The 17,063-nt window shown below is 70.8% G+C and carries 19 protein-coding genes; 9 read left to right on the plus strand and 10 right to left on the minus strand.

The window, feature by feature from the left end:
• Nucleotides 1-21 precede the first annotated feature (21 nt).
• The 4 genes from AB4078_RS14040 (at nt 22) to AB4078_RS14055 (ending at nt 3,199) form a co-directional block, all read left to right on the plus strand.
• Nucleotides 22-363 (plus strand): PadR family transcriptional regulator, encoded by a 342-nt coding sequence (locus tag AB4078_RS14040; protein WP_045273464.1) that lies wholly within the window; start codon nt 22-24, stop codon nt 361-363.
• A gap of 4 nt (nt 364-367) precedes the next feature.
• The gene (locus tag AB4078_RS14045) at nt 368-1,261 is read left to right on the plus strand and encodes a permease prefix domain 1-containing protein (protein ID WP_441977649.1); all 894 of its coding nucleotides are present in this window, start codon (nt 368-370) and stop codon (nt 1,259-1,261) included.
• Between the two features lie 94 nt (nt 1,262-1,355).
• Nucleotides 1,356-2,384 (plus strand): ABC transporter ATP-binding protein, encoded by a 1,029-nt coding sequence (locus AB4078_RS14050; protein ID WP_441977650.1) that lies wholly within the window; start codon nt 1,356-1,358, stop codon nt 2,382-2,384.
• Complete coding sequence (locus AB4078_RS14055) at nt 2,381-3,199, plus strand: ABC transporter permease (protein ID WP_441977651.1); 819 nt, start codon at nt 2,381-2,383, stop codon at nt 3,197-3,199. Before AB4078_RS14050 ends, AB4078_RS14055 begins: the two co-directional genes overlap by 4 nt.
• A 73-nt stretch (nt 3,200-3,272) precedes the next feature.
• Here the strand turns inward: AB4078_RS14055 and AB4078_RS14060 are convergent, their stop codons facing one another.
• Complete coding sequence (locus AB4078_RS14060; RefSeq protein WP_233311486.1) at nt 3,273-3,755, minus strand: CarD family transcriptional regulator; 483 nt, start codon at nt 3,753-3,755, stop codon at nt 3,273-3,275.
• Nucleotides 3,756-3,924: 169 nt separating this feature from the next.
• On the opposite strand from AB4078_RS14060, the gene AB4078_RS14065 reads away from it, so the two are divergent.
• Nucleotides 3,925-4,470 (plus strand): DNA modification methylase, encoded by a 546-nt coding sequence (locus tag AB4078_RS14065; RefSeq protein WP_440733757.1) that lies wholly within the window; start codon nt 3,925-3,927, stop codon nt 4,468-4,470.
• 71 nt (nt 4,471-4,541) lie between these two features.
• On the opposite strand, the gene AB4078_RS14070 is transcribed toward AB4078_RS14065, so the two are convergent.
• On the minus strand, nt 4,542-5,225 hold the full coding sequence (locus AB4078_RS14070) for a response regulator (protein ID WP_440733758.1): 684 nt from the start codon (nt 5,223-5,225) through the stop codon (nt 4,542-4,544).
• Nucleotides 5,222-6,490 carry a sensor histidine kinase gene (locus AB4078_RS14075; RefSeq protein WP_441977652.1) on the minus strand — a complete coding sequence of 423 codons (1,269 nt, stop codon included), beginning with the start codon at nt 6,488-6,490 and terminating at the stop codon, nt 5,222-5,224. The genes AB4078_RS14070 and AB4078_RS14075 overlap by 4 nt, the downstream gene beginning before the upstream one ends.
• A gap of 228 nt (nt 6,491-6,718) precedes the next feature.
• On the opposite strand from AB4078_RS14075, the gene phoU reads away from it, so the two are divergent.
• The gene (gene phoU / locus AB4078_RS14080; RefSeq protein ID WP_441977653.1) at nt 6,719-7,423 is read left to right on the plus strand and encodes a phosphate signaling complex protein PhoU; all 705 of its coding nucleotides are present in this window, start codon (nt 6,719-6,721) and stop codon (nt 7,421-7,423) included.
• A 162-nt stretch (nt 7,424-7,585) separates the two neighbouring features.
• Here the strand turns inward: phoU and AB4078_RS14085 are convergent, their stop codons facing one another.
• A complete protein-coding gene (locus AB4078_RS14085) occupies nt 7,586-8,329 on the minus strand; it encodes a phosphoglyceromutase (protein WP_440733761.1) in 744 nt (247 codons plus the stop codon).
• 146 nt (nt 8,330-8,475) lie between these two features.
• On the opposite strand from AB4078_RS14085, the gene AB4078_RS14090 reads away from it, so the two are divergent.
• Complete coding sequence (locus AB4078_RS14090) at nt 8,476-9,438, plus strand: intradiol ring-cleavage dioxygenase (RefSeq protein WP_441977654.1); 963 nt, start codon at nt 8,476-8,478, stop codon at nt 9,436-9,438.
• 13 nt (nt 9,439-9,451) lie between these two features.
• Here AB4078_RS14090 and AB4078_RS14095 read toward each other — a convergent pair whose 3' ends face one another.
• Nucleotides 9,452-9,883: a GNAT family N-acetyltransferase gene (locus AB4078_RS14095; protein WP_441977655.1), complete on the minus strand. Its 432-nt coding sequence runs from the start codon at nt 9,881-9,883 to the stop codon at nt 9,452-9,454.
• A 112-nt stretch (nt 9,884-9,995) separates the two neighbouring features.
• On the opposite strand from AB4078_RS14095, the gene AB4078_RS14100 reads away from it, so the two are divergent.
• The gene (locus tag AB4078_RS14100) at nt 9,996-10,817 is read left to right on the plus strand and encodes a class I SAM-dependent methyltransferase (protein ID WP_440733764.1); all 822 of its coding nucleotides are present in this window, start codon (nt 9,996-9,998) and stop codon (nt 10,815-10,817) included.
• An 18-nt stretch (nt 10,818-10,835) separates the two neighbouring features.
• On the opposite strand, the gene AB4078_RS14105 is transcribed toward AB4078_RS14100, so the two are convergent.
• The 5 genes from AB4078_RS14105 to AB4078_RS14125 all read right to left on the minus strand — a co-directional run bounded on the left by AB4078_RS14105 (nt 10,836) and on the right by AB4078_RS14125 (nt 16,295).
• The gene (locus tag AB4078_RS14105) at nt 10,836-11,657 is read right to left on the minus strand and encodes a DUF1206 domain-containing protein (protein WP_441977656.1); all 822 of its coding nucleotides are present in this window, start codon (nt 11,655-11,657) and stop codon (nt 10,836-10,838) included.
• Between the two features lie 138 nt (nt 11,658-11,795).
• Nucleotides 11,796-13,946, minus strand: coding sequence for an aminodeoxychorismate synthase component I (pabB, locus tag AB4078_RS14110; protein WP_441977657.1), 2,151 nt, complete (start codon nt 13,944-13,946; stop codon nt 11,796-11,798).
• Nucleotides 13,947-14,028: 82 nt separating this feature from the next.
• Nucleotides 14,029-15,162, minus strand: coding sequence for a CAF17-like 4Fe-4S cluster assembly/insertion protein YgfZ (gene ygfZ, locus AB4078_RS14115; protein WP_440733767.1), 1,134 nt, complete (start codon nt 15,160-15,162; stop codon nt 14,029-14,031).
• Nucleotides 15,163-15,164: 2 nt separating this feature from the next.
• The gene (locus tag AB4078_RS14120) at nt 15,165-15,788 is read right to left on the minus strand and encodes an FABP family protein (RefSeq protein ID WP_441977658.1); all 624 of its coding nucleotides are present in this window, start codon (nt 15,786-15,788) and stop codon (nt 15,165-15,167) included.
• Nucleotides 15,789-16,004: 216 nt separating this feature from the next.
• A complete protein-coding gene (locus tag AB4078_RS14125) occupies nt 16,005-16,295 on the minus strand; it encodes a hypothetical protein (RefSeq protein WP_441977659.1) in 291 nt (96 codons plus the stop codon).
• Between the two features lie 68 nt (nt 16,296-16,363).
• On the opposite strand from AB4078_RS14125, the gene AB4078_RS14130 reads away from it, so the two are divergent.
• Nucleotides 16,364-17,056, plus strand: coding sequence for a winged helix-turn-helix transcriptional regulator (locus AB4078_RS14130; RefSeq protein ID WP_440733770.1), 693 nt, complete (start codon nt 16,364-16,366; stop codon nt 17,054-17,056).
• Nucleotides 17,057-17,063: the final 7 nt, after the last annotated feature.

Raw genomic sequence — 17,063 nt, forward strand, 5'->3', positions numbered from 1 at the left:
TGATCTGATACAGTACTTGACATGAACGATGACGCCTTCTCCGCGGACCTCCTGCGCGGGCACACCGACACGATCGTGCTCGGCATGCTGCGCGGCGGCGATCGCTACGGCTTCGAGATCTACAAGACCATCCGGGACGCCACCGGAGGGGACCACGAGATCAAGGAGGCCACCCTGTACGCGACCTACCGCCGTCTGGAGAAGGACGGCCTGGTCGAGTCGTACTGGGGCGACGAGACGCAGGGTGGCCGTCGCAAGTACTACCGGATCACCGACGCGGGCCGCGCGGTGTACCGGCGCAACGTCGCGGCCTGGGTCGCCACCCGCCGCGTGATCGACACGCTTCTGGACGCGAAGGACTGAGCACATGAACACCGACATCCACCGCCTCCTGGACGAGGCCTTCGCCGGGATCGAGATGACGCCGGCCGCACAGGACCTGAAGGAGGAGATCCGCGCGAACCTCGCCGCACAGGTCGACGAGCGGATCGCCGCAGGCGCCTCACCCGCCGAAGCCGCGCAGAGCGCGATCGCCGAGCTCGGCGACGTGCGAGCCCTGCTCGAGGATGAGCCGGCCGCGGGCAGCACGCACGCGCCGGGCTGGGAGGCGCTCACCGCGCGCAACCGGGTGCGACCGAAGCCCGGCTTCGTGGTGCGCACGGTGCTGCTGAGCCTCGTCGCGACCGCAGCCCTCGTCGGAATCCTCCTCGTGGTGCTGCTCGTGCCGCCGTCCGCGCCGCTGGCCGTCGCCGGACTCGGCGCGGTCGTCGCGGTCGCGCTCGGCATCGTCACGGCGGACGCACTGCTGCAGGAGACCACGACCAATCACCCGCTGCCCGCCGCCCGTGCCGTGGGGTTCGGCCTCGCGACCGGCGGCACCCTGCTCGCACTCGGACTCGGCGGCGCCTTCGCGCTGGCGCTGGATCAGCTCTGGCTCGTGATCCTCGCGGCGGTGCTCCTGGTCGGCGCTCTCGCGCTGTTCTCCTACCTCGGCGCGACGCAGACGAATCGGCACAAGGCCTGGACCCGCAGCGCCATGACGCAGATGCCGCCGAACCGCTTCGAGACGGATCCGGAGTCCGCCGCCCGCTTCGGGATCTACACGGCGGCGATCTGGTTCCTGACCCTCGCCGTGATCGTCGTGCTCGTCTTCACCGTCGGCTGGTGGTGGGCGCCGGTGGCGTTCGTCGGCGGCCTCGCCGCGATGATGCTGCTCCTGGCACGCATGCTCTACGCACCGCGCAGCGGCGACCGCCGCTGACCGGTCCGGCCGGTCCTGGCTCTTCGCCTCGCTGAGTCCGGATCCGCCCTCCCTCACAACGCAGAGAACCCTCAGAACGGAAGGGATGTTCGTCATGCCCGCACACCAGCGCCTCGACGGCGACGCCATCGTCGCCGAAGACCTCGTCAAGGAGTACCGCGGCCGCGGCCGCCGCCCCGCTGTCCGCGCCCTGGACGGCCTGAGCTTCGCCGTCCCTGCCGGACGCGTGTTCGGACTGCTCGGCCCGAACGGAGCCGGCAAGTCCACCACCACCAAGATCCTCACCACCCTGTCCCGCCCGACGGCGGGCCGAGCTCGCGTGGCCGGGCATGACGTGACCGACGCCGCCGGCGACGTGCGCGCGGCGATCGGGTACGTCTCGCAGGGCACCGGAACGGATCCGAACCTCACCGCGACCGAGAATCTCGAGATCGCCGGGCGCATGCGCGGCCTCGGCGGCTCCGATGCCAAGGCCCGCGCCGCCCGGCTGCTGACCGAGTTCGGGCTCGCCGACGCGACCCGCCGGCCGGTGCGGACGTTCTCGGGCGGGATGCGGCGGCGCCTCGACGTCGCCGCCGCCCTGGTGCACCGTCCGCAGGTGCTCTTCCTCGACGAGCCCACCACGGGCCTGGACCCCGAGGCGAGAGCCGCCATGTGGGCCGAGATCCGGCGCCTGGCCGGCGAGGAGGCTCTCACGGTGGCGCTCACCACGCACTACATGGAGGAGGCGGACCGACTCGCCGACGAGCTGCTGCTGGTCAACCGCGGGCGTGCCGTCGCCCAGGGCACACCCGATCAGCTCAAGGCCGCGCTGCACGGCGACGCGGTCCGGGTGACCCTCATCGAACCGGATCCGGTCGCCGTGCGCGCCGCGGTCTCCTCGCTCCCGGGCCTGCGCGACGTGCTCGTCGAAGCGGCCGGGGTCGACGGCCTGCTCGTCGCCCGCACCGATGACGCCGGTTCCGCGGTCGGAGCGGTCATCGCCGCGCTCGACGGCGCAGGGATCCGCTACGGCCAGGTCGCGGCGTCCCACCCCACCCTCGACGACGTGTACCTGCACTTCGTCGGCCACACCTTCGGCGACGCCCCGGCGTCCGCCCTCACGGAAGAAGTCGCAGCATGAGCGCGATCGCCCTCTCCCCCGCCCCCGCCACGACGACGCGCCCCGCCGGGTGGTTCACCCAGACCGGGCAGGTGCTGCGGCGCTGGTCGATCGTCTCGATCCGCCAGGCCTGGGGCCCCGTGATGAGCCTCATCCAGCCGGTCATCTGGATCCTGTTGTTCGGGCAGGTCTTCCGCACGCTGGGCGCCCTTCCGCAGTTCGGCGGCCACGGCTACATCGACTACCTGGTCCCGGGGATCCTGATGATGACCGTGCTGTACTCGGGCGCCTGGGCCGGCACGGGCTACATCGACGACATCGAATCGGGAGTGATGGACCAGTACCTCACCTCACCCCTGCGGCGCTCGTCGATCATCGCGGGGCAGCTTCTGCAGCAGCTCGTCATCAACGTCCTGCAGTCGCTCGTGGTTCTCGGGATCGGCTGGCTCGGCGGCGCACGCTACCCCGGCGGCGCGGGCGGCATGCTCGTCGCGCTCGGCATCGCGACACTGCTGGCGACGATCTTCTGCTGCGCGTCGACGGCGGTCGCGCTCACCGCCCGCAGCCAGATCGCGCTCATCAGCCTGTCCCAGTTGATCGTGCTGCCGGCGACGTTCCTGTCGACGACGATGATGCCCGCCGCCGCCATGCCGGAGTGGGTGCAGAACATGTCGCGGTGGAACCCGATGACCTGGGCCGTCGAACTCGGCCGCGGCGGCCTCACCGGTGCCTACCCCGCCGAAGGCTGGTGGCAGGCCGGGGGCCTCGCCCTGCTGGCGGCACTCGCGTTCGCCTGGGCGCTGCGCGCGATCCGCAGCTACCAGCGCTCGATCTGACCGGCTTCGATCCCGGCCGCAGACACGACGAAGGGGCGGATGCCATCGGCATCCGCCCCTTCGTCAGCAGAACTCAGGAGGCGAGGACCTCGTCGAGCAGCGCTCCGGCCTTCTCCTCGTCGATCTTCTCCGCGAGCGCGAGCTCGGAGGTGAGGATCTGACGGGCCTTGGCGAGCATGCGCTTCTCACCCGCGGAGAGTCCGCGGTCCTGGTCGCGGCGCCACAGGTCGCGGACGACCTCGCTGACCTTGATCACATCGCCCGAGGCGAGTTTCTCGAGGTTCGCCTTGTAACGGCGCGACCAGTTGGTCGGCTCCTCGGTGAACGGGGCGCGCAGCACCTCGAACACCCGGTCGAGCCCCTCTTGGCCGATCACGTCGCGTACGCCGACCAGGTCGACGTTCTCCGCAGGCACCTCGATGATGAGGTCTCCCTGCGTGACGTTCAGCTTCAGGTACTTCTTGGTCTCCCCCTTGATCACACGGTCCTTGACCTCGATGATCGTCGCGGCGCCGTGGTGCGGATAGACCACGGTCTCACCAACCTCAAAAAGCATAAAGTCGTGTCCTTTCGGCAACCTCCAGGATACCACAGCCGGAATGCGATAAGGTTCGCGCCCCCCGCGCCGACAGACCTGTCCCCCGCGCCCGTGAGGCGGGCCCTGCGGCGCGGACCCGTGCCCCTAGAATGGTGCTGGATCATCACGTGAATTTTCTGGAGGACCCGTGAAATCGCGCCTTGCTGCGTCCATCGCCCTCAGCGCCCTCGTGATCGTCGGCGCCACCGGGTGCGCCGGGATCACTCCGCAGGCGACCACCATCGACTACTCGGCCTCCGACGGCGCGAACGTTCCCAAGAAGGGCCCGATCGAGGTCCGCAACGCCTTCGTCGTCGTGGACGAGGCCGGCACGCTCGGCAACCTCGTCGCCGGCCTGGTCAACACCAGCTCCGATGCGCAGACGATCCACATCTCCATCGGCGACGGCCCGAGCCAGAGCGTCCGCATCGCCGGACAGAAGGCGGTCAGTCTCGGCGGCGATGACGCGAAGCCGATGACCTTCGAGGACCTCGACACCAAGGCCGGCGAGACCATCGAGGTCTACTTCCAGTCCGGTGACGCCGAGGGTGTCAAGTACGCGATCCCCGTGCTCGACGGAACGCTCCCCTACTATGCTCCGCTGGTCCCGACCGCGCAGCCGAGCCCGACCTCGACGCCGGTCGCCCCGGCCGTCGAGGTGACCCCGACGCCCAGCGAGACCCCGGTCGGCTGAGCCCCGCCGCACTCGCAGAGAGCCCCCGGAACCCTTGAGGTTCCGGGGGCTCTCGCGTGTGCGAAAGGCGTTCAGCCCTCGAACCGGTACCCGAGCCCGCGCACGGTGACGAGCATCACCGGCTCGGAGGGGTTCTGCTCGATGCGCGAGCGGATCCGCTTGATGTGCACGTCGAGGGTCTTGGTGTCGCCGAAGTAGTCGCTGCCCCAGACCCGGTCGATCAGCTGGCCGCGGGTGAGCACGCGTCCGGAGTTGCGCATGAGCACCTCGAGCAGCTCGAATTCCTTGAGCGGCATGTTGATGACCTCGCCGTCGACCGCGACGGTGTGCCGATCGATGTCGACGGTGACGCGGCCGCCCTCGAGGATGCGCTCGTCGATGTCCTCCTCGGCCTGCACGACCCGCCGCAGCACGGCGCGCATGCGGGCGAGCAGCTCGCGCGACGAGTACGGCTTGGTAATGTAGTCGTCGGCCCCGAGCTCGAGGCCCACGACGATGTCCACCTCGGAGTCCTTCGCGGTCAGCATGATGATCGGCACCGCGGAGGCGGTGCGGATCTGACGACACACCTCGGTGCCGGGCATGCCGGGCAGCATCAGATCGAGCAGCACGATGTCCGCACCGCTCTCACGGAACAGGGCGAGGGCGGTGGGTCCGTCCTCGGCGATCTCGACCTCGTAGCCCTCCCGACGCAGCAGGTATGCGAGCGGGTCGGCGAGATCGGGCTCGTCTTCGACGAGGAGGATGCGGGTCATACGAGTTCTCCGGTATCGGCGCGGGTCGTTTCCGCGGGGTTCGCAGGCGACGGGGCGAGGCGCGAAGCCTTGCGCTCCTGGCGCTTCTTCTTGTCCTTCTTCGGCTTCTTGTTCTTGCGCGGGGCCATGTCCTCGTCGGCATCGGGGCCCGCGATCTGCGGCAGGCGCATGGTGAACGTGGACCCGCGGCCCGGGCGCGACCACAGCCGCACCTCGCCACCGTGACGCTGAGTCGCGTGCTTCACGATCGACAACCCGAGCCCGGTGCCGCCGGTGCGACGCGAGCGGGCCTCGTCGGCGCGGTAGAACCGCTCGAAGATGCGCTCGCGGTCGGCCTCTTCGATGCCGATGCCCTGATCCGAGACCGAGATCTCGACAACGCCGTCGTCGATGCGCACGCCGACGCCCACGCGGGATCCTCGCGGCGAGTACACGATCGCGTTCGCGATGAGGTTGCCCACCGCCTCGATGAGGATCTGTGCGTCTCCCCGCACCCAGGCGCCGCGGTCACCGCCTCGACTCAGCTCGACGCCCGCCGAGGCCGCCTGCACGGCGTGCCCTTCCACGCTCGTCGCAACGACCTCGTCGATCGCGACGGCACCGAACGTGCCGAACCCGTCGGAGGACTGCAGCCGGGACAGGCTCATGATGCGGCCGGTGAGCTGACCGAGACGCGCAGCCTCGGCCTGGATCCTGGTCGCGAACGCCCGCACCTGCGCGGGGTCGTCGGCAGCCGACTCGATCGCCTCGGCCAGCAGGCTCACCGCACCCACCGGAGTCTTCAATTCATGGCTGGTGTTGGCCACGAAGTCGGTGCGCATCTGCTCCAGGCGCTCCTGCTCGGTGATGTCGCGGATGATGAGCAGGTTCAGACGCGGCCCGATGCGCTTGGCCCTTGCGGCGACGAGGCGCGGGTCCAGCTGGCGCCCGCCGCGCGCGAGGCGCATCGTCGCGGTCTCGGATCCGCCCTCGCGCACCGCTCGCACGAGCTGGCGCAGCTCGGGGTTCTCCAGCGTGGCGCCGACCTCGATGCCGAAGCGCGCAGCCGCCGTGCTCGCGGCCGTGACGAGGCCGGACGGATCGACGGCGCAGGCGGCGTCGTCCATGGCCGCCAGCACATCGGTGAGACCGTCCGGAAGGTCGGTGGACGCCTGCTGCTCCGCCGCAGTCCTCGCCCGCATCGCCGCCACGATCATCGCCGCGATGCCCGCGCCGATCGCGACCCCCAGCCCGAGGGCGAGCAGCGCGAGCAGAGTGCTGTCCATGCCCCCAGCGTAGAGGGCGTTCGCCCTCCTGAACGGCGGGTGAACGCCCTCCGCATGCCCTCACGCGCTAGTGTTCACGAGCACGGCACCAGCCGTTAACCTTCGCCGAAGAGAATCGCCACGTGCGTGTCACGACCGTGACAGGCACCGTCCCGTGCCCGTTCTGCGGGCCGCCGTGCGACTCAGACCATCCGGTGCCCCGGGTCACAGAACGAAAGGTGCGCAGCCATGCGCGAAGTCTTCCACCAGTCCCTCGAGCATCTGCAGTCGCAGCTCGTCGAGATCGCCGACCTCGTGGCCGTGTCGATCGAGAAGGCCACCCGCTCGTTCGCGACCAGCGACGTCGCCCTGGCCGAGGAGGTCATCGCCGACGATGCCCGCATCGACGAGCTCGCCGTCGCCCTCGACGAGCAGGCCATCGAGATCCTCGCACGCCAGCAGCCCGTCGCCCGCGACCTGCGCATCGTCGTGACCGCGCTGCGCGTGAGCGCATCCCTCGAGCGCATGGGCGACATGTCAGAGCACATCGCCCAGCTGGCGCGCCTGCGCTTCCCCGAGCGGGCCATCCCGAAGGGCCTGAAGGGCACCTTCACCCGTATGGGCGAGCTGGACGTCGAGATCGCCCGCACCCTCTCGGAGCTGCTGCGCACGCAGGATCTGCGCTTCGCCGACGCGATCCGCAACGCCGACGACGACGTGGACGAACTGCACGCCAGCGTCTTCGAGAAGGTGCTCAGCGACAACTGGAAGGGCGAGGCGGGCGCGACGGTCGATGCCACCCTGGCCAGCCGCTACCACGAGCGGTTCGCCGACCACGCGGTCGCCGTCGCGAAGAAGGTCGTCTACCTGGCCACCGGCGACTGGGTCGTCGACGAGGAGGACATCGCCCTCGCCGTCGAGGCGCAGGCCGAGGCCGGATCCGGCCACGCCTGACCCCCAACCTTCGGAGATCCGCCCCTGCCGTTCCGGTCGGGGCGGATCTTCTCGTTTCCGGCGGGCTGCGATCAGCAGGTCCCGGCGCACGCCCGAAACGACGGATCCCGCCCCGAGCCGGTCGGATGACCGGTTCGGAGCGGGATCGGTGTCGGTCCGGGGTTACTTCTTGCCCTGGTTCGCCACGGCTGCGGCGCCGGCCGCAGCGGCCTCGGGGTCCAGGTACCGGCCAGGGCCCGTGGGCACGTTGTTCTCGTCGAGCTCGTAGACGAGCGGAATCCCGGTGGGGATGTTGAGCTCGGCGATGTCGGCGTCGCCGATGCCCTCGAGGTGCTTCACGAGGCCGCGCAGCGAGTTGCCGTGCGCCGTGACGAGCACGGTCTTGCCGGCCTCGAGGTCGGGCACGATGGCCGACTCCCAATAGGGCAGCAGCCGGTCGATGACGAGCTTGAGCGACTCCGTGCGCGGAACGTCGCCGTCGATGCCCGCGTAGCGAGGGTCGTTCACCTGGCTGTACTCGCTCGCGTCATCAAGCGGGGGCGGCGGCACGTCGAAGGAGCGGCGCCACAGCTGGAACTGCTCGGGACCGAACTCCTCGAGCGTCTGCGCCTTGTCCTTGCCCTGCAGCGCGCCGTAGTGGCGCTCATTGAGCCGCCACGAGCGGGTCACCGGGATCCACAGCCGGTCCGCGGCGTCGAGCGCGATGTTCGCGGTCTGGATCGCGCGGCTGAGCAGCGAGGTGTGCAGCACGTCAGGCAGGATCCCCGACTCCGCCAGCAGCTCTCCGCCCCGGCGGGCCTCGTTCTTGCCCTGCTCGGTCAAGCGGACGTCCACCCAGCCGGTGAACAGATTGAGTTCGTTCCATTCGCTCTGGCCATGGCGGAGCAGGATGAGGGTGCGCGTCATGTTCTCAGCCTAACGGCGTGCGCCGTGCCGCTCCGAAGTCGGGTCTCCGCATGACGGAGATCGCTTATTCGACGCATAGCAGCCGCAAAGGTCGTGGTTCGACGGGCTCGAGAGAATCCTCCTGTCAGCCACGAGAGGATCCGGACATGAGCACCTTCCCCGACCCGACCCGCACTCCGCACGGTCCCGCGTATGAGGGCCGTCTGCTCGACCGCCCCGACGAGGAGGTCGTCGATCAGGGGGCGCCGTTCGACATCCGCACCCTGATGTCCCGCCGTGTGGTTCTGAGCCTCGTCGGGCTGGGTGCGGGCGGCGCGGTGCTCGCCGCGTGCGCACCGATGGCTTCGAACGCCGCGAGCACTGCCGCCGCGACGGCGATGCCCACCGTCACCAGCACGCCGAGCCCTTCCGCGACGTCGGCGACCACCGCGGTGCCCGCCGCGGAGATCCCCGACGAGACAGCGGGGCCGTATCCCGGCGATGGTTCCAACGGCCCGGACGCCCTGGCCGAGTCGGGCATCGTGCGCCAGGACATCCGCTCCTCGATCGGCAGCGGCACCACCGCAACCGGCGTGCCCTTGACGTTCTCCCTGAACGTCCTCGACGAGGCATCCGGCGACGCGCCGTTCGCGGGAGTCGCCGTCTATGCCTGGCACTGCGACGCCTCCGGCGGATACTCGATGTACTCGTCGGGCATCGAGGACGAGACCTACCTGCGCGGGGTGCAGGTCGCCGACGCGGACGGACGGGTGTCGTTCACGTCGGTCTTCCCCGGCTGCTACTCGGGGCGATGGCCGCACATCCATTTCGAGGTGTATCCGAGCGCCGCCGACGTCACGGACTCCGCGAACGCCATCGCCACCTCGCAGATCGCGCTGCCGCAGTCGGCGTGCGAGGCGGTGTACGCGACGGCAGGCTACGACGGGTCGACGGCGAACCTGGCGCAGACGTCGCTCTCCGCCGACAACGTGTTCGGCGACGACGGCGGTGCCCTGCAGATCGCGGCGATGACCGGCGACAGCGCGAAGGGCTACACAGCGACGCTCACCGTACGCGTCGACACCCGAACGGCTCCGACCGCCGGCTCGATGGGCGGCGGGCCGCGCTGACCGGCACGAGGGGCTACGGACCCGTCGGCAGCGTGTGGACCGTCGGGTTCAGGTCTTTCCGGTACCAGCGGTCGGCGTACGGCCCGGAGTCGAACGCCTCCACCGAGCGGAAGCCGAGACCCTCGTACATCGCGCACGCCTCCACGAGATCGGAACGGGTGTCCAGCCGCAGTGCGCGAGCGCCCCGATCACGAGCGACCTCCTCGAGCGCCAGGATCAGCCGGCGTCCGATCCCCTGCCCCCGCGCGGCCGGCATCGTGAAGACCTTGGTGAGCTCGAGGTCGCCCTCCACGAAGCGCGCCCCGGCGCAGGCGACGACGGCATCCCCGTCCCGGGCCAGAAGCAGGATCCCGGTATCGCCCTGGAGGTCGTCGTACGGCTCGTCGGCCAGGGCCGTGTCGCGTTCGCCGTCCGTGGCGGGCCTGCCGTGATAACGCGAGACCACGTCGTCAGATAGGTGCGCACGATCCCGTCCGCCTCCGCCGTCCCGGGGAACCCGACCTCGATCGTCACCACAGCGACAAGCCTAGGACGACGGGACCGGGCAGGATGGTCACATGGCGTCCTCTCCGCTCGGCAGGCCCACCCGGGGCACCACCGGCACCAACCGGCTGCGGCGCAACGACCGCTGGATCGCCGCCTCACTCGCGTTCCGCCGGGCAGCGGATCCGCTCGTCGTCGACCTGGGCTTCGGCGCCAGTGGCGTCACCGCGTTCGAGCTCGCCACGCGCCTCCTCCGAGTGCGCCCGGACGCCGAGGTGCTCGGGCTCGAACTGGACCCCGAGCGCGTGGCGACGGCGCAGGCCCAGCTCGCTGAGCTCCGCCACGGTGCGGGTCACTTCGCCGCCGACCTGCCGGTGTCGTTCGCACGGGGCGGGTTCGAGGTGCCGCTGCCGTCGGGGCGCAGGCCCGCGGTGATCCGCGCCATGAACGTGCTGCGGCAGTACGACGAGGCCGACGTGCCCGACGCCTGGGCGCGGATGGCGTCGCGCCTTGCACCGGGAGGGCTGCTCGTGGAGGGCACCTGCGACGAGATCGGCCGCATCGCGAGCTTCATCGACGTGGATCAGGACGGCATCCCGCAGCGCTTCACGCTGTCGCTCCGGCTCGCGGATCTGGAACGACCGTCGATCGTCGCCGAGCGCCTGCCCAAGGCGCTCATCCACCACAACGTACCGGGCGAGCGGATACACACCCTGCTCACGGACCTGGACCGCGAGTGGGAACGTGCGGCACCCTTGTCCACGTTCGGGGCGACTCAGCGCTTCCTCGCCGCGGTGTCCGCCCTCCGCGCCGCGGGATACCCGGTCCTCGGCACGCGAGCCCGCTGGCGCCTCGGTGAGCTCACCGTGCCGTGGAACGCGGTCGCTCCGAGCTGAGCCGCGCCCGCCGCGAACTCACATCCGCTCGTATCGCGCGCGTGCGATGCAGAAGACCCCGTACGCGACCAGACCCGCCCCCACGGCGCAGAGCAGCGCGGGGCCGCAAGGCAGAGCGGTGATCCCGCGCAGCGCGGCGTCGAACCCTGCCGCCTTGTGCGGATCCTCCGTGACCGACGCGATCACGAACAGCACCCCCGTCAACGCCACGGCGACGCCCTTCGCAAGGTAGCCGACCACGCCGAACAGCTCGATCCCCGCCCTTCTCGTTCCGGGTGGCATGCGCAGCTCCTTCGTGAACGAGCGGGTGATGGCGCTCACCACGAACCCGCCGCCGACCGCGACGACCGTGAGACCGATCACCACGAGCAGGATCTCGCCGCCGGGAGCCGAGAGGATCCGGGCGCTCAGCGTCTGCGAGCTCTGGGAGGGATCCGCGCGCCCGCCGGCCGCGTACACGACCGCGATCCCTGCGAGCACGAGGTAGACCGCCGCGATGCCGAGATTCTTGAGCCGCCGTCCCCACTTCGTCGCGTCCTCCGCGGCGCTCGCGAGCATCGCGTCCGCGATCCGCCACACGGCGAGTGCGGCGAGGGCCGTGGCCACGACGACGAGCACCAGGCCGCCGATCGCGCTGTGCCGCAACTGCTCCATCGCCCCGCCCTGGTCGGCCTTCCCGCCGCCGCCGACCCCGATGGAGATCGCGGCCGCGCCGATCAGGATGTGGAGGACGCCGAGCACCACGAATCCGATCCGGGCGACCCGCCGGAGCGCCGACGAACCCTGCGTCATCCGCGCCGCGTCCCTCGCCCGGTCGGACGCGTCCTCACCCGTGCCCATTCCCGCAGAGTAGGTCACGTGATCCCGCGGCGACAGAGGGTTGCGGTGCGCCCGTCGCTGTGCGTCGCGCCCCGGGCTCAGGGCGCCGCCCGTCTCCCCCGCTGCGCTCGGAGCGCTGGGTGACTCTCAGCGGCGCACTCACTCCTCGGGAAATTTCGCGCTGGTGAGCCGCAGCAGCGGACGTGCCTTGACCACGGTCTCGGCGTACTCGTCGTCGGGATCCGACAGCGAGACGATCGCGCCGCCGACGCCGTAGTCGATGCCCCCGTCGTGCACGACGAGGGTGCGGATGATGACGCTGAGATCCACGGCGCCGTCGAAGGAGAAGTACCCGAGCGCGCCACTGTACAGCCCGCGCGGGCCGCCCTCGAGCCCGTCCAGGATCGCCATGGTGCGCCGCTTCGGCGCGCCCGTCATGGAGCCGGGCGGGAAGGCGGCACGCACGCATGCGACGGGCGTGTCCGCGAGACGGGAGCGCACCGTCGAGACGAGCTGATGCACGGTGGCGTAGCTCTCCACGCGGAACAGGCCGTCCACGCGCACGGATCCGAGTTCCGCCGTGCGTCCGAGATCGTGGCGGACGAGGTCCACGATCATCAGGTTCTCGGCGCGATCCTTCTCCGACGCGGCCAGTTCCGCGCGGATCCGCTCGTCCTCGTCCGCGTCCGCACCGCGCGGTCGGGTGCCCTTGATCGGACGGGACTCGACCGAGCCGTCCGTCGTGATCCGCAGGAACCGCTCGGGTGAGGTGCTCAGCACGCTCACCCCGCCGATGCGCAGGAACGCGCCGAACGGGGCCGGGTTCTCCGCGCGCAGTGCGAGATAGGCGGGGAGCGCATCGATGCGGACGTCCGCATGCAACAGGTTGGTCAGACACGCCTCGTAGGTCTCCCCCGCCGAGATCTGCTCCTGCGCCTCGGCGATGAGCCGCAGGTACTCGGTGCGGGAGTGCCGCGCGGCGAGTAGGAGCGGCGCGGCAGACGGATCCGGATCCGGTCCGGTGACGTCGTCATCATTGTCGGACGATGCCGTCTCGATCTCCGCGATCCGCTCCGCCGTCCGGGTGAGCCAGGCCTCGTCGTCGAGGGCGAGCAGGTGGATCAGCCCCTCGCGGTGATCCACGACGACGGCACGATCGAGTCGGACCATGGCGGCGTCGGGCGTCGCAGCACGATGCCGGTGCGGGGATCCGCATTCGGCGCGCAGCTCGTAGCCGAGCGCACCGACCCAGCCCAGGGCGAACGGCAGATCGGCTCCCGCCGTGACGGTGCCCCCGAGCTCGGCGTCGAGCCAGTCGAAGAAGCCCGAGCGGATCGCGTTCTCGGTCTCGCCGTCGCGCACGGTCACGATGCCTGCGTGCACGTCGGCGAGCACCGTCGGCAGGTCGTCCCCGCCGCCCAGGATGGAGTACCGGGCGCGGTCGTCGCCGTCGCGGCCGCCGTCGAGCCAGACCGCCTGCGCCGCGTCGCCGAAGAGCCCGGTGAAGAGCGCCGCCGTGCCTATGCGCAAGGGCAGGGTGCGACGGAGCACGGGTCGGGGCGCAGGACGCACCTGCTCCGTGGCGATCGGGCGCTCGCGCTCCGTCCCGTGTAGTCGTTCCTGCTCCCTCTCGTGCGGGCGGGCCGCCACATCGGCGAGAGCGGTCGCACCGGTGTCGCCCCGCACCGCATCCGCCCCGGGCGCGGGCAGCCGTTCCGCGAGAGTCGCCCGTGCGAACGCGACGAAGTTCGCCACCATGCGGGTGCCGTCGTGCGTGCCGATCGACTCGGGGTGGAACTGGACGCCCCACAGCGGCAGCTCGCGATGCCGCACGCCCATGACCACGCCGTCGTCGTCCGCGCGAGCGGTGACCACGAGCTCGTCGGGCACCTCGTCGATCATGAGCGAGTGGTAGCGCACCACTTCGACCGGCGACGGGAGCCCGTGGAAGGGTCCCGTGCCGTCGTGCGCGACCGGCGAGGGCCGCCCGTGCCGCGGTTCCGGCGCGCGTCGCACCCTGGCGCCGAAGGCGTGTCCGATGCCCTGATGCCCGAGGCAGACGCCGAGCAGCGGGATGCGCCGCTCGGCCGCGATCCGGATCGCGTCGGCGCAGATCCCGAAGTCCTCCGGCACCCGAGGATCCCCCGGCCCGGGCGAGAGCACGATGGCGTCGTACTGATCGAGGACGGACGGTTCCCAGTCGGCCCAGTCGTTGTGCACGACGACCGGGGCCTGCCCCGCGACCGCCGCGATCTGGTGCACGAGGTTGTACGTGAAGGAGTCGTAGTTGTCGATCAGCAGGATGCGCAAGGGCCCAGGCGCGCCGCGCTCCCCGCTCGGAGCAGCGCCGTCCTCCGTGCTCTCCGACTCCGCGCCCACCGGAGGCACCGGATCAGGGCGCGTCGCGCGGATCCGGCGCGGACGGGCGGCGCGACAGTCGCGTCAGCCGGGGTACGTCGGCCGTCGCACCGGCATCGGCGGGGACGATGATCTCCTGCGCGGCAGCGATGTCACCGTCCGGCGTGCGGACCACGAGATCGCCCACCGGTGCGCGGCGCGAGAGGATCGCCAGGGCGATCGGCCCGAGTTCGTGGTGCCGCGCAGCAGAGGTGATGTGCCCGACCTCATCCTCGCCGGAGCCGTCGGCACCGCGTGCCAGGACGGGAGCACCCGCGGCGGGCAGAAGGCTCTCGCTGCCGTCCAGGTGCAGGGCCGCGATCCTCCGCGGCGGGTGACCGAGGTTGTGCACCTTCGCCACGGTCTCCTGACCCCGGTAGCAGCCCTTGTTCAGATGCACGGCGCTGCGGATCCAGTCGGTCTCGTGCGGGAGGGAGCGCTCGTCGACCTCGGCGGCCCAGCGGGGACGCCAGGCGGCGATGCGCAGGGCCTCCGCGGCGAGCGCACCGGCCCAGACGACCTCCGCGTCCGCGGCGAGCGCGCCGGCACCGGACTCATCGATCACCGCAGTGCGCCAGAGATAGCCGGAGCCGGGGTGCTCGCCGACGTGGTACTGGTGTCCGCCGGGCTGCACAGTCGGCCACGGATCGGTCCAGACCACGGCGGCACCGTGCGGGGCGATCGCAACGCGCTCGGCGCGCTGCTGGGCCCCGGAGCCGGCGAAGAACCCGACGACGAGCAGATCCGGACGCACGGCGACCTTCACGTCGGCGCGGAACACCATGCGCTGCAGCCAGGTGGCGAGAGCGTCGGCGTCGGCGGCATCGGCGATGAGCCACGTCGCGGAGCCGTCATCAAAGACCGCGGCCACATGCTCGACCCGTCCCTGCGGATCCAGCACGAGCAGCTCGGTGCTCTCCCCCGCCCGAAGACGCGCGACCGACTGCGAAGTGATCGAGTCGAGCCAGGTGAGCCGTTCGGATCCGGTCAGCTCGATGACAGTCCGATCGCCGAGCGGTGCGAGCGCGTCACCGCGCTCCAGCGCGCGCTGCTCGCGGATCGGATCTCCGAAGTGCTGCGCGATATCGCCGTCCGCGATCACGCCGGGCAGAGAGGGGAAGCCTGCCACGATCAGACCTTCGCAAGACGGGCGGATGCGTGCGAGCGCAGCCCGGCGCCGAGCGCGGCGATGTCCCACGCCCACAGCAGGTGACCGTCGACCAGGCCGTACATGCGCGAGGCGGCGCCGTACTCCTTCGCGCCTTCGGCGCGCACGATCGCGTCGGTGGCGATGTCGATGCGGGGACCGTCGATGCGGCCGAGGTACAGCTCGAGCATGCCGTCCGAGTGCACGATGGACGCCTCGATCGCGAAGCCGCCCTCCGGCAGGCGCAGCGCCTCGACGTCATCCACCGTGCGCTGCGCGGTGCGCACCTCGCGGGGCGGCAGCAGCGCAGGACCCGGGTCGTGCGCGTCGGCCGGCCGCGTCAGGCGCCAGTATCCCGACTCGGCCACGAGCGCCACCGGTTCGCCGTCCTCCGGCGTGAAGGTCGCGGTAGCCGCGTAGTTCAGGAATGGTCCGCCGTCGTGGCTGAAGCTCATGCGATGTGCGAACTCGCCGCGGTAGCGGTGTGCGTCGTCGTCGCCGTCAGGTCCGGGGACTTCGTAGTCGATGACGCCGGTGCCTTCCCATACTCCGAGCAGCCACGAGAGCGGCACGATGTCGGCGGGCAGGTCGGAGGGGAGATCGAGCACGAGCAGCCTTCTCTCAGGAGATGTCGCGGGGCGGGCGCTGATCAGCGCTGGCCGCGGAACAGGTTGACCAGGACGGCCCCTGCGCAGAAGGCGATCGCGAGACCCGCGAGGACCAGGAGGCCGACGAAGAAGAGTTCGAGCGCGACGATGTCCATGCCTCTACTCTATGCCGTCCGCGGCCCCCGCAGCGCCGGGCGGCGCCGACACGGCACGCTGTCAGCTGCCGAACAGAGCGGCGATGCCGAAGCCCGCCGACACGATCCCCATCACGAGCAGCGCACCGAGACTCCCGGCCGAGACGCGAAGGATGAATCCCCGCGTCTCACCGCGGAACAGCTGCACGGCGAACGACAGCAGCACGCAGACGCCGAACCCGATCACGTACCAGGTCATCAGCAGAGCGTCGGGCGCGAGCAGCCCGATCAGGATCGCGCCCGCGGCGGCCGCGGCCCAGGTGACGACGAGCCCGACGAAGGGGCTGCGCGGAGCGAGGACGGGATCGGCCATGGGCCCATTGTCACCTATCCCGGCGATGCTCGCAGTCCTGAGTAAGGTGTCACCAGGAAAGGATCTGCGTGGCGCAACTGCTGGTGCTGACATCGTCTCCCGCTGCGGGGCCGGTTCTGCCCGCCCTCGAGCTGCTCGGCCATCGTGTCCGGGTGATCCCGGCGCAGCCCGCCGAGCTGGTGACCGCGCCCGATGCCGACGCCGTGATCGTGGACGCGCGCACCGACCTGGTCGCCGCGAAATCCCTGTGCACGCTGATCCGCACCACGGGTCTGCGCGGGCCGTTGCTGCTGGTGGTGACGGAGGGCGGGATGACCGCCGTGAACGGCGAATGGCGCATCGACGACGTGCTGCTCACCGGTGCGGGCCCGGCCGAGATCGACGCCCGCATCCGTCTCGCCCTGTCCCGGGAGGCACCGGCGACGGAGCCCGTCAAGGTGCAGACCTCGGGCCTGACGATCGACGAGCAGTCCTATTCCGCCAAGCTCCGCGGCACCCCGCTGGATCTCACATACAAGGAGTTCCAGCTGCTACACTTCCTCGCCACGCACCCCTCGCGGGTGTTCACGCGCGAGCAGCTGCTCAGCGAGGTATGGGGCTACGACTACTTCGGCGGCACCCGCACGGTCGACGTGCACGTGCGGCGGCTGCGCGCCAAGCTCGGCGACCAGGAGCACATCATCGGCACCGTGCGCAACGTCGGCTATCGCTTCAACGTCGATGAGGACGAGACCCGCCCCGTCTCCCCCGGCACCCGCTGAGCAGGTC

Origin of the sequence: Microbacterium sp. 2MCAF23 (genome assembly GCF_052115565.1) — a bacterium.
Classification (GTDB): Bacteria; Actinomycetota; Actinomycetes; order Actinomycetales; family Microbacteriaceae; genus Microbacterium.

Coding starts and splice junctions, on each gene's coding strand:
- AB4078_RS14040 (WP_045273464.1), top strand. CDS start 22: ATGAACGATGACGCCTTCTCCGCGGACCTCCTGCGCGGGCACACCGAC.
- AB4078_RS14045 (WP_441977649.1), top strand. CDS start 368: ATGAACACCGACATCCACCGCCTCCTGGACGAGGCCTTCGCCGGGATC.
- AB4078_RS14050 (WP_441977650.1), top strand. CDS start 1,356: ATGCCCGCACACCAGCGCCTCGACGGCGACGCCATCGTCGCCGAAGAC.
- AB4078_RS14055 (WP_441977651.1), top strand. CDS start 2,381: ATGAGCGCGATCGCCCTCTCCCCCGCCCCCGCCACGACGACGCGCCCC.
- AB4078_RS14060 (WP_233311486.1), bottom strand. CDS start 3,755: ATGCTTTTTGAGGTTGGTGAGACCGTGGTCTATCCGCACCACGGCGCC.
- AB4078_RS14070 (WP_440733758.1), bottom strand. CDS start 5,225: ATGACCCGCATCCTCCTCGTCGAAGACGAGCCCGATCTCGCCGACCCG.
- AB4078_RS14075 (WP_441977652.1), bottom strand. CDS start 6,490: ATGGACAGCACTCTGCTCGCGCTGCTCGCCCTCGGGCTGGGGGTCGCG.
- phoU (WP_441977653.1), top strand. CDS start 6,719: ATGCGCGAAGTCTTCCACCAGTCCCTCGAGCATCTGCAGTCGCAGCTC.
- AB4078_RS14085 (WP_440733761.1), bottom strand. CDS start 8,329: ATGACGCGCACCCTCATCCTGCTCCGCCATGGCCAGAGCGAATGGAAC.
- AB4078_RS14090 (WP_441977654.1), top strand. CDS start 8,476: ATGAGCACCTTCCCCGACCCGACCCGCACTCCGCACGGTCCCGCGTAT.
- AB4078_RS14100 (WP_440733764.1), top strand. CDS start 9,996: ATGGCGTCCTCTCCGCTCGGCAGGCCCACCCGGGGCACCACCGGCACC.
- AB4078_RS14105 (WP_441977656.1), bottom strand. CDS start 11,657: ATGGGCACGGGTGAGGACGCGTCCGACCGGGCGAGGGACGCGGCGCGG.
- AB4078_RS14125 (WP_441977659.1), bottom strand. CDS start 16,295: ATGGCCGATCCCGTCCTCGCTCCGCGCAGCCCCTTCGTCGGGCTCGTC.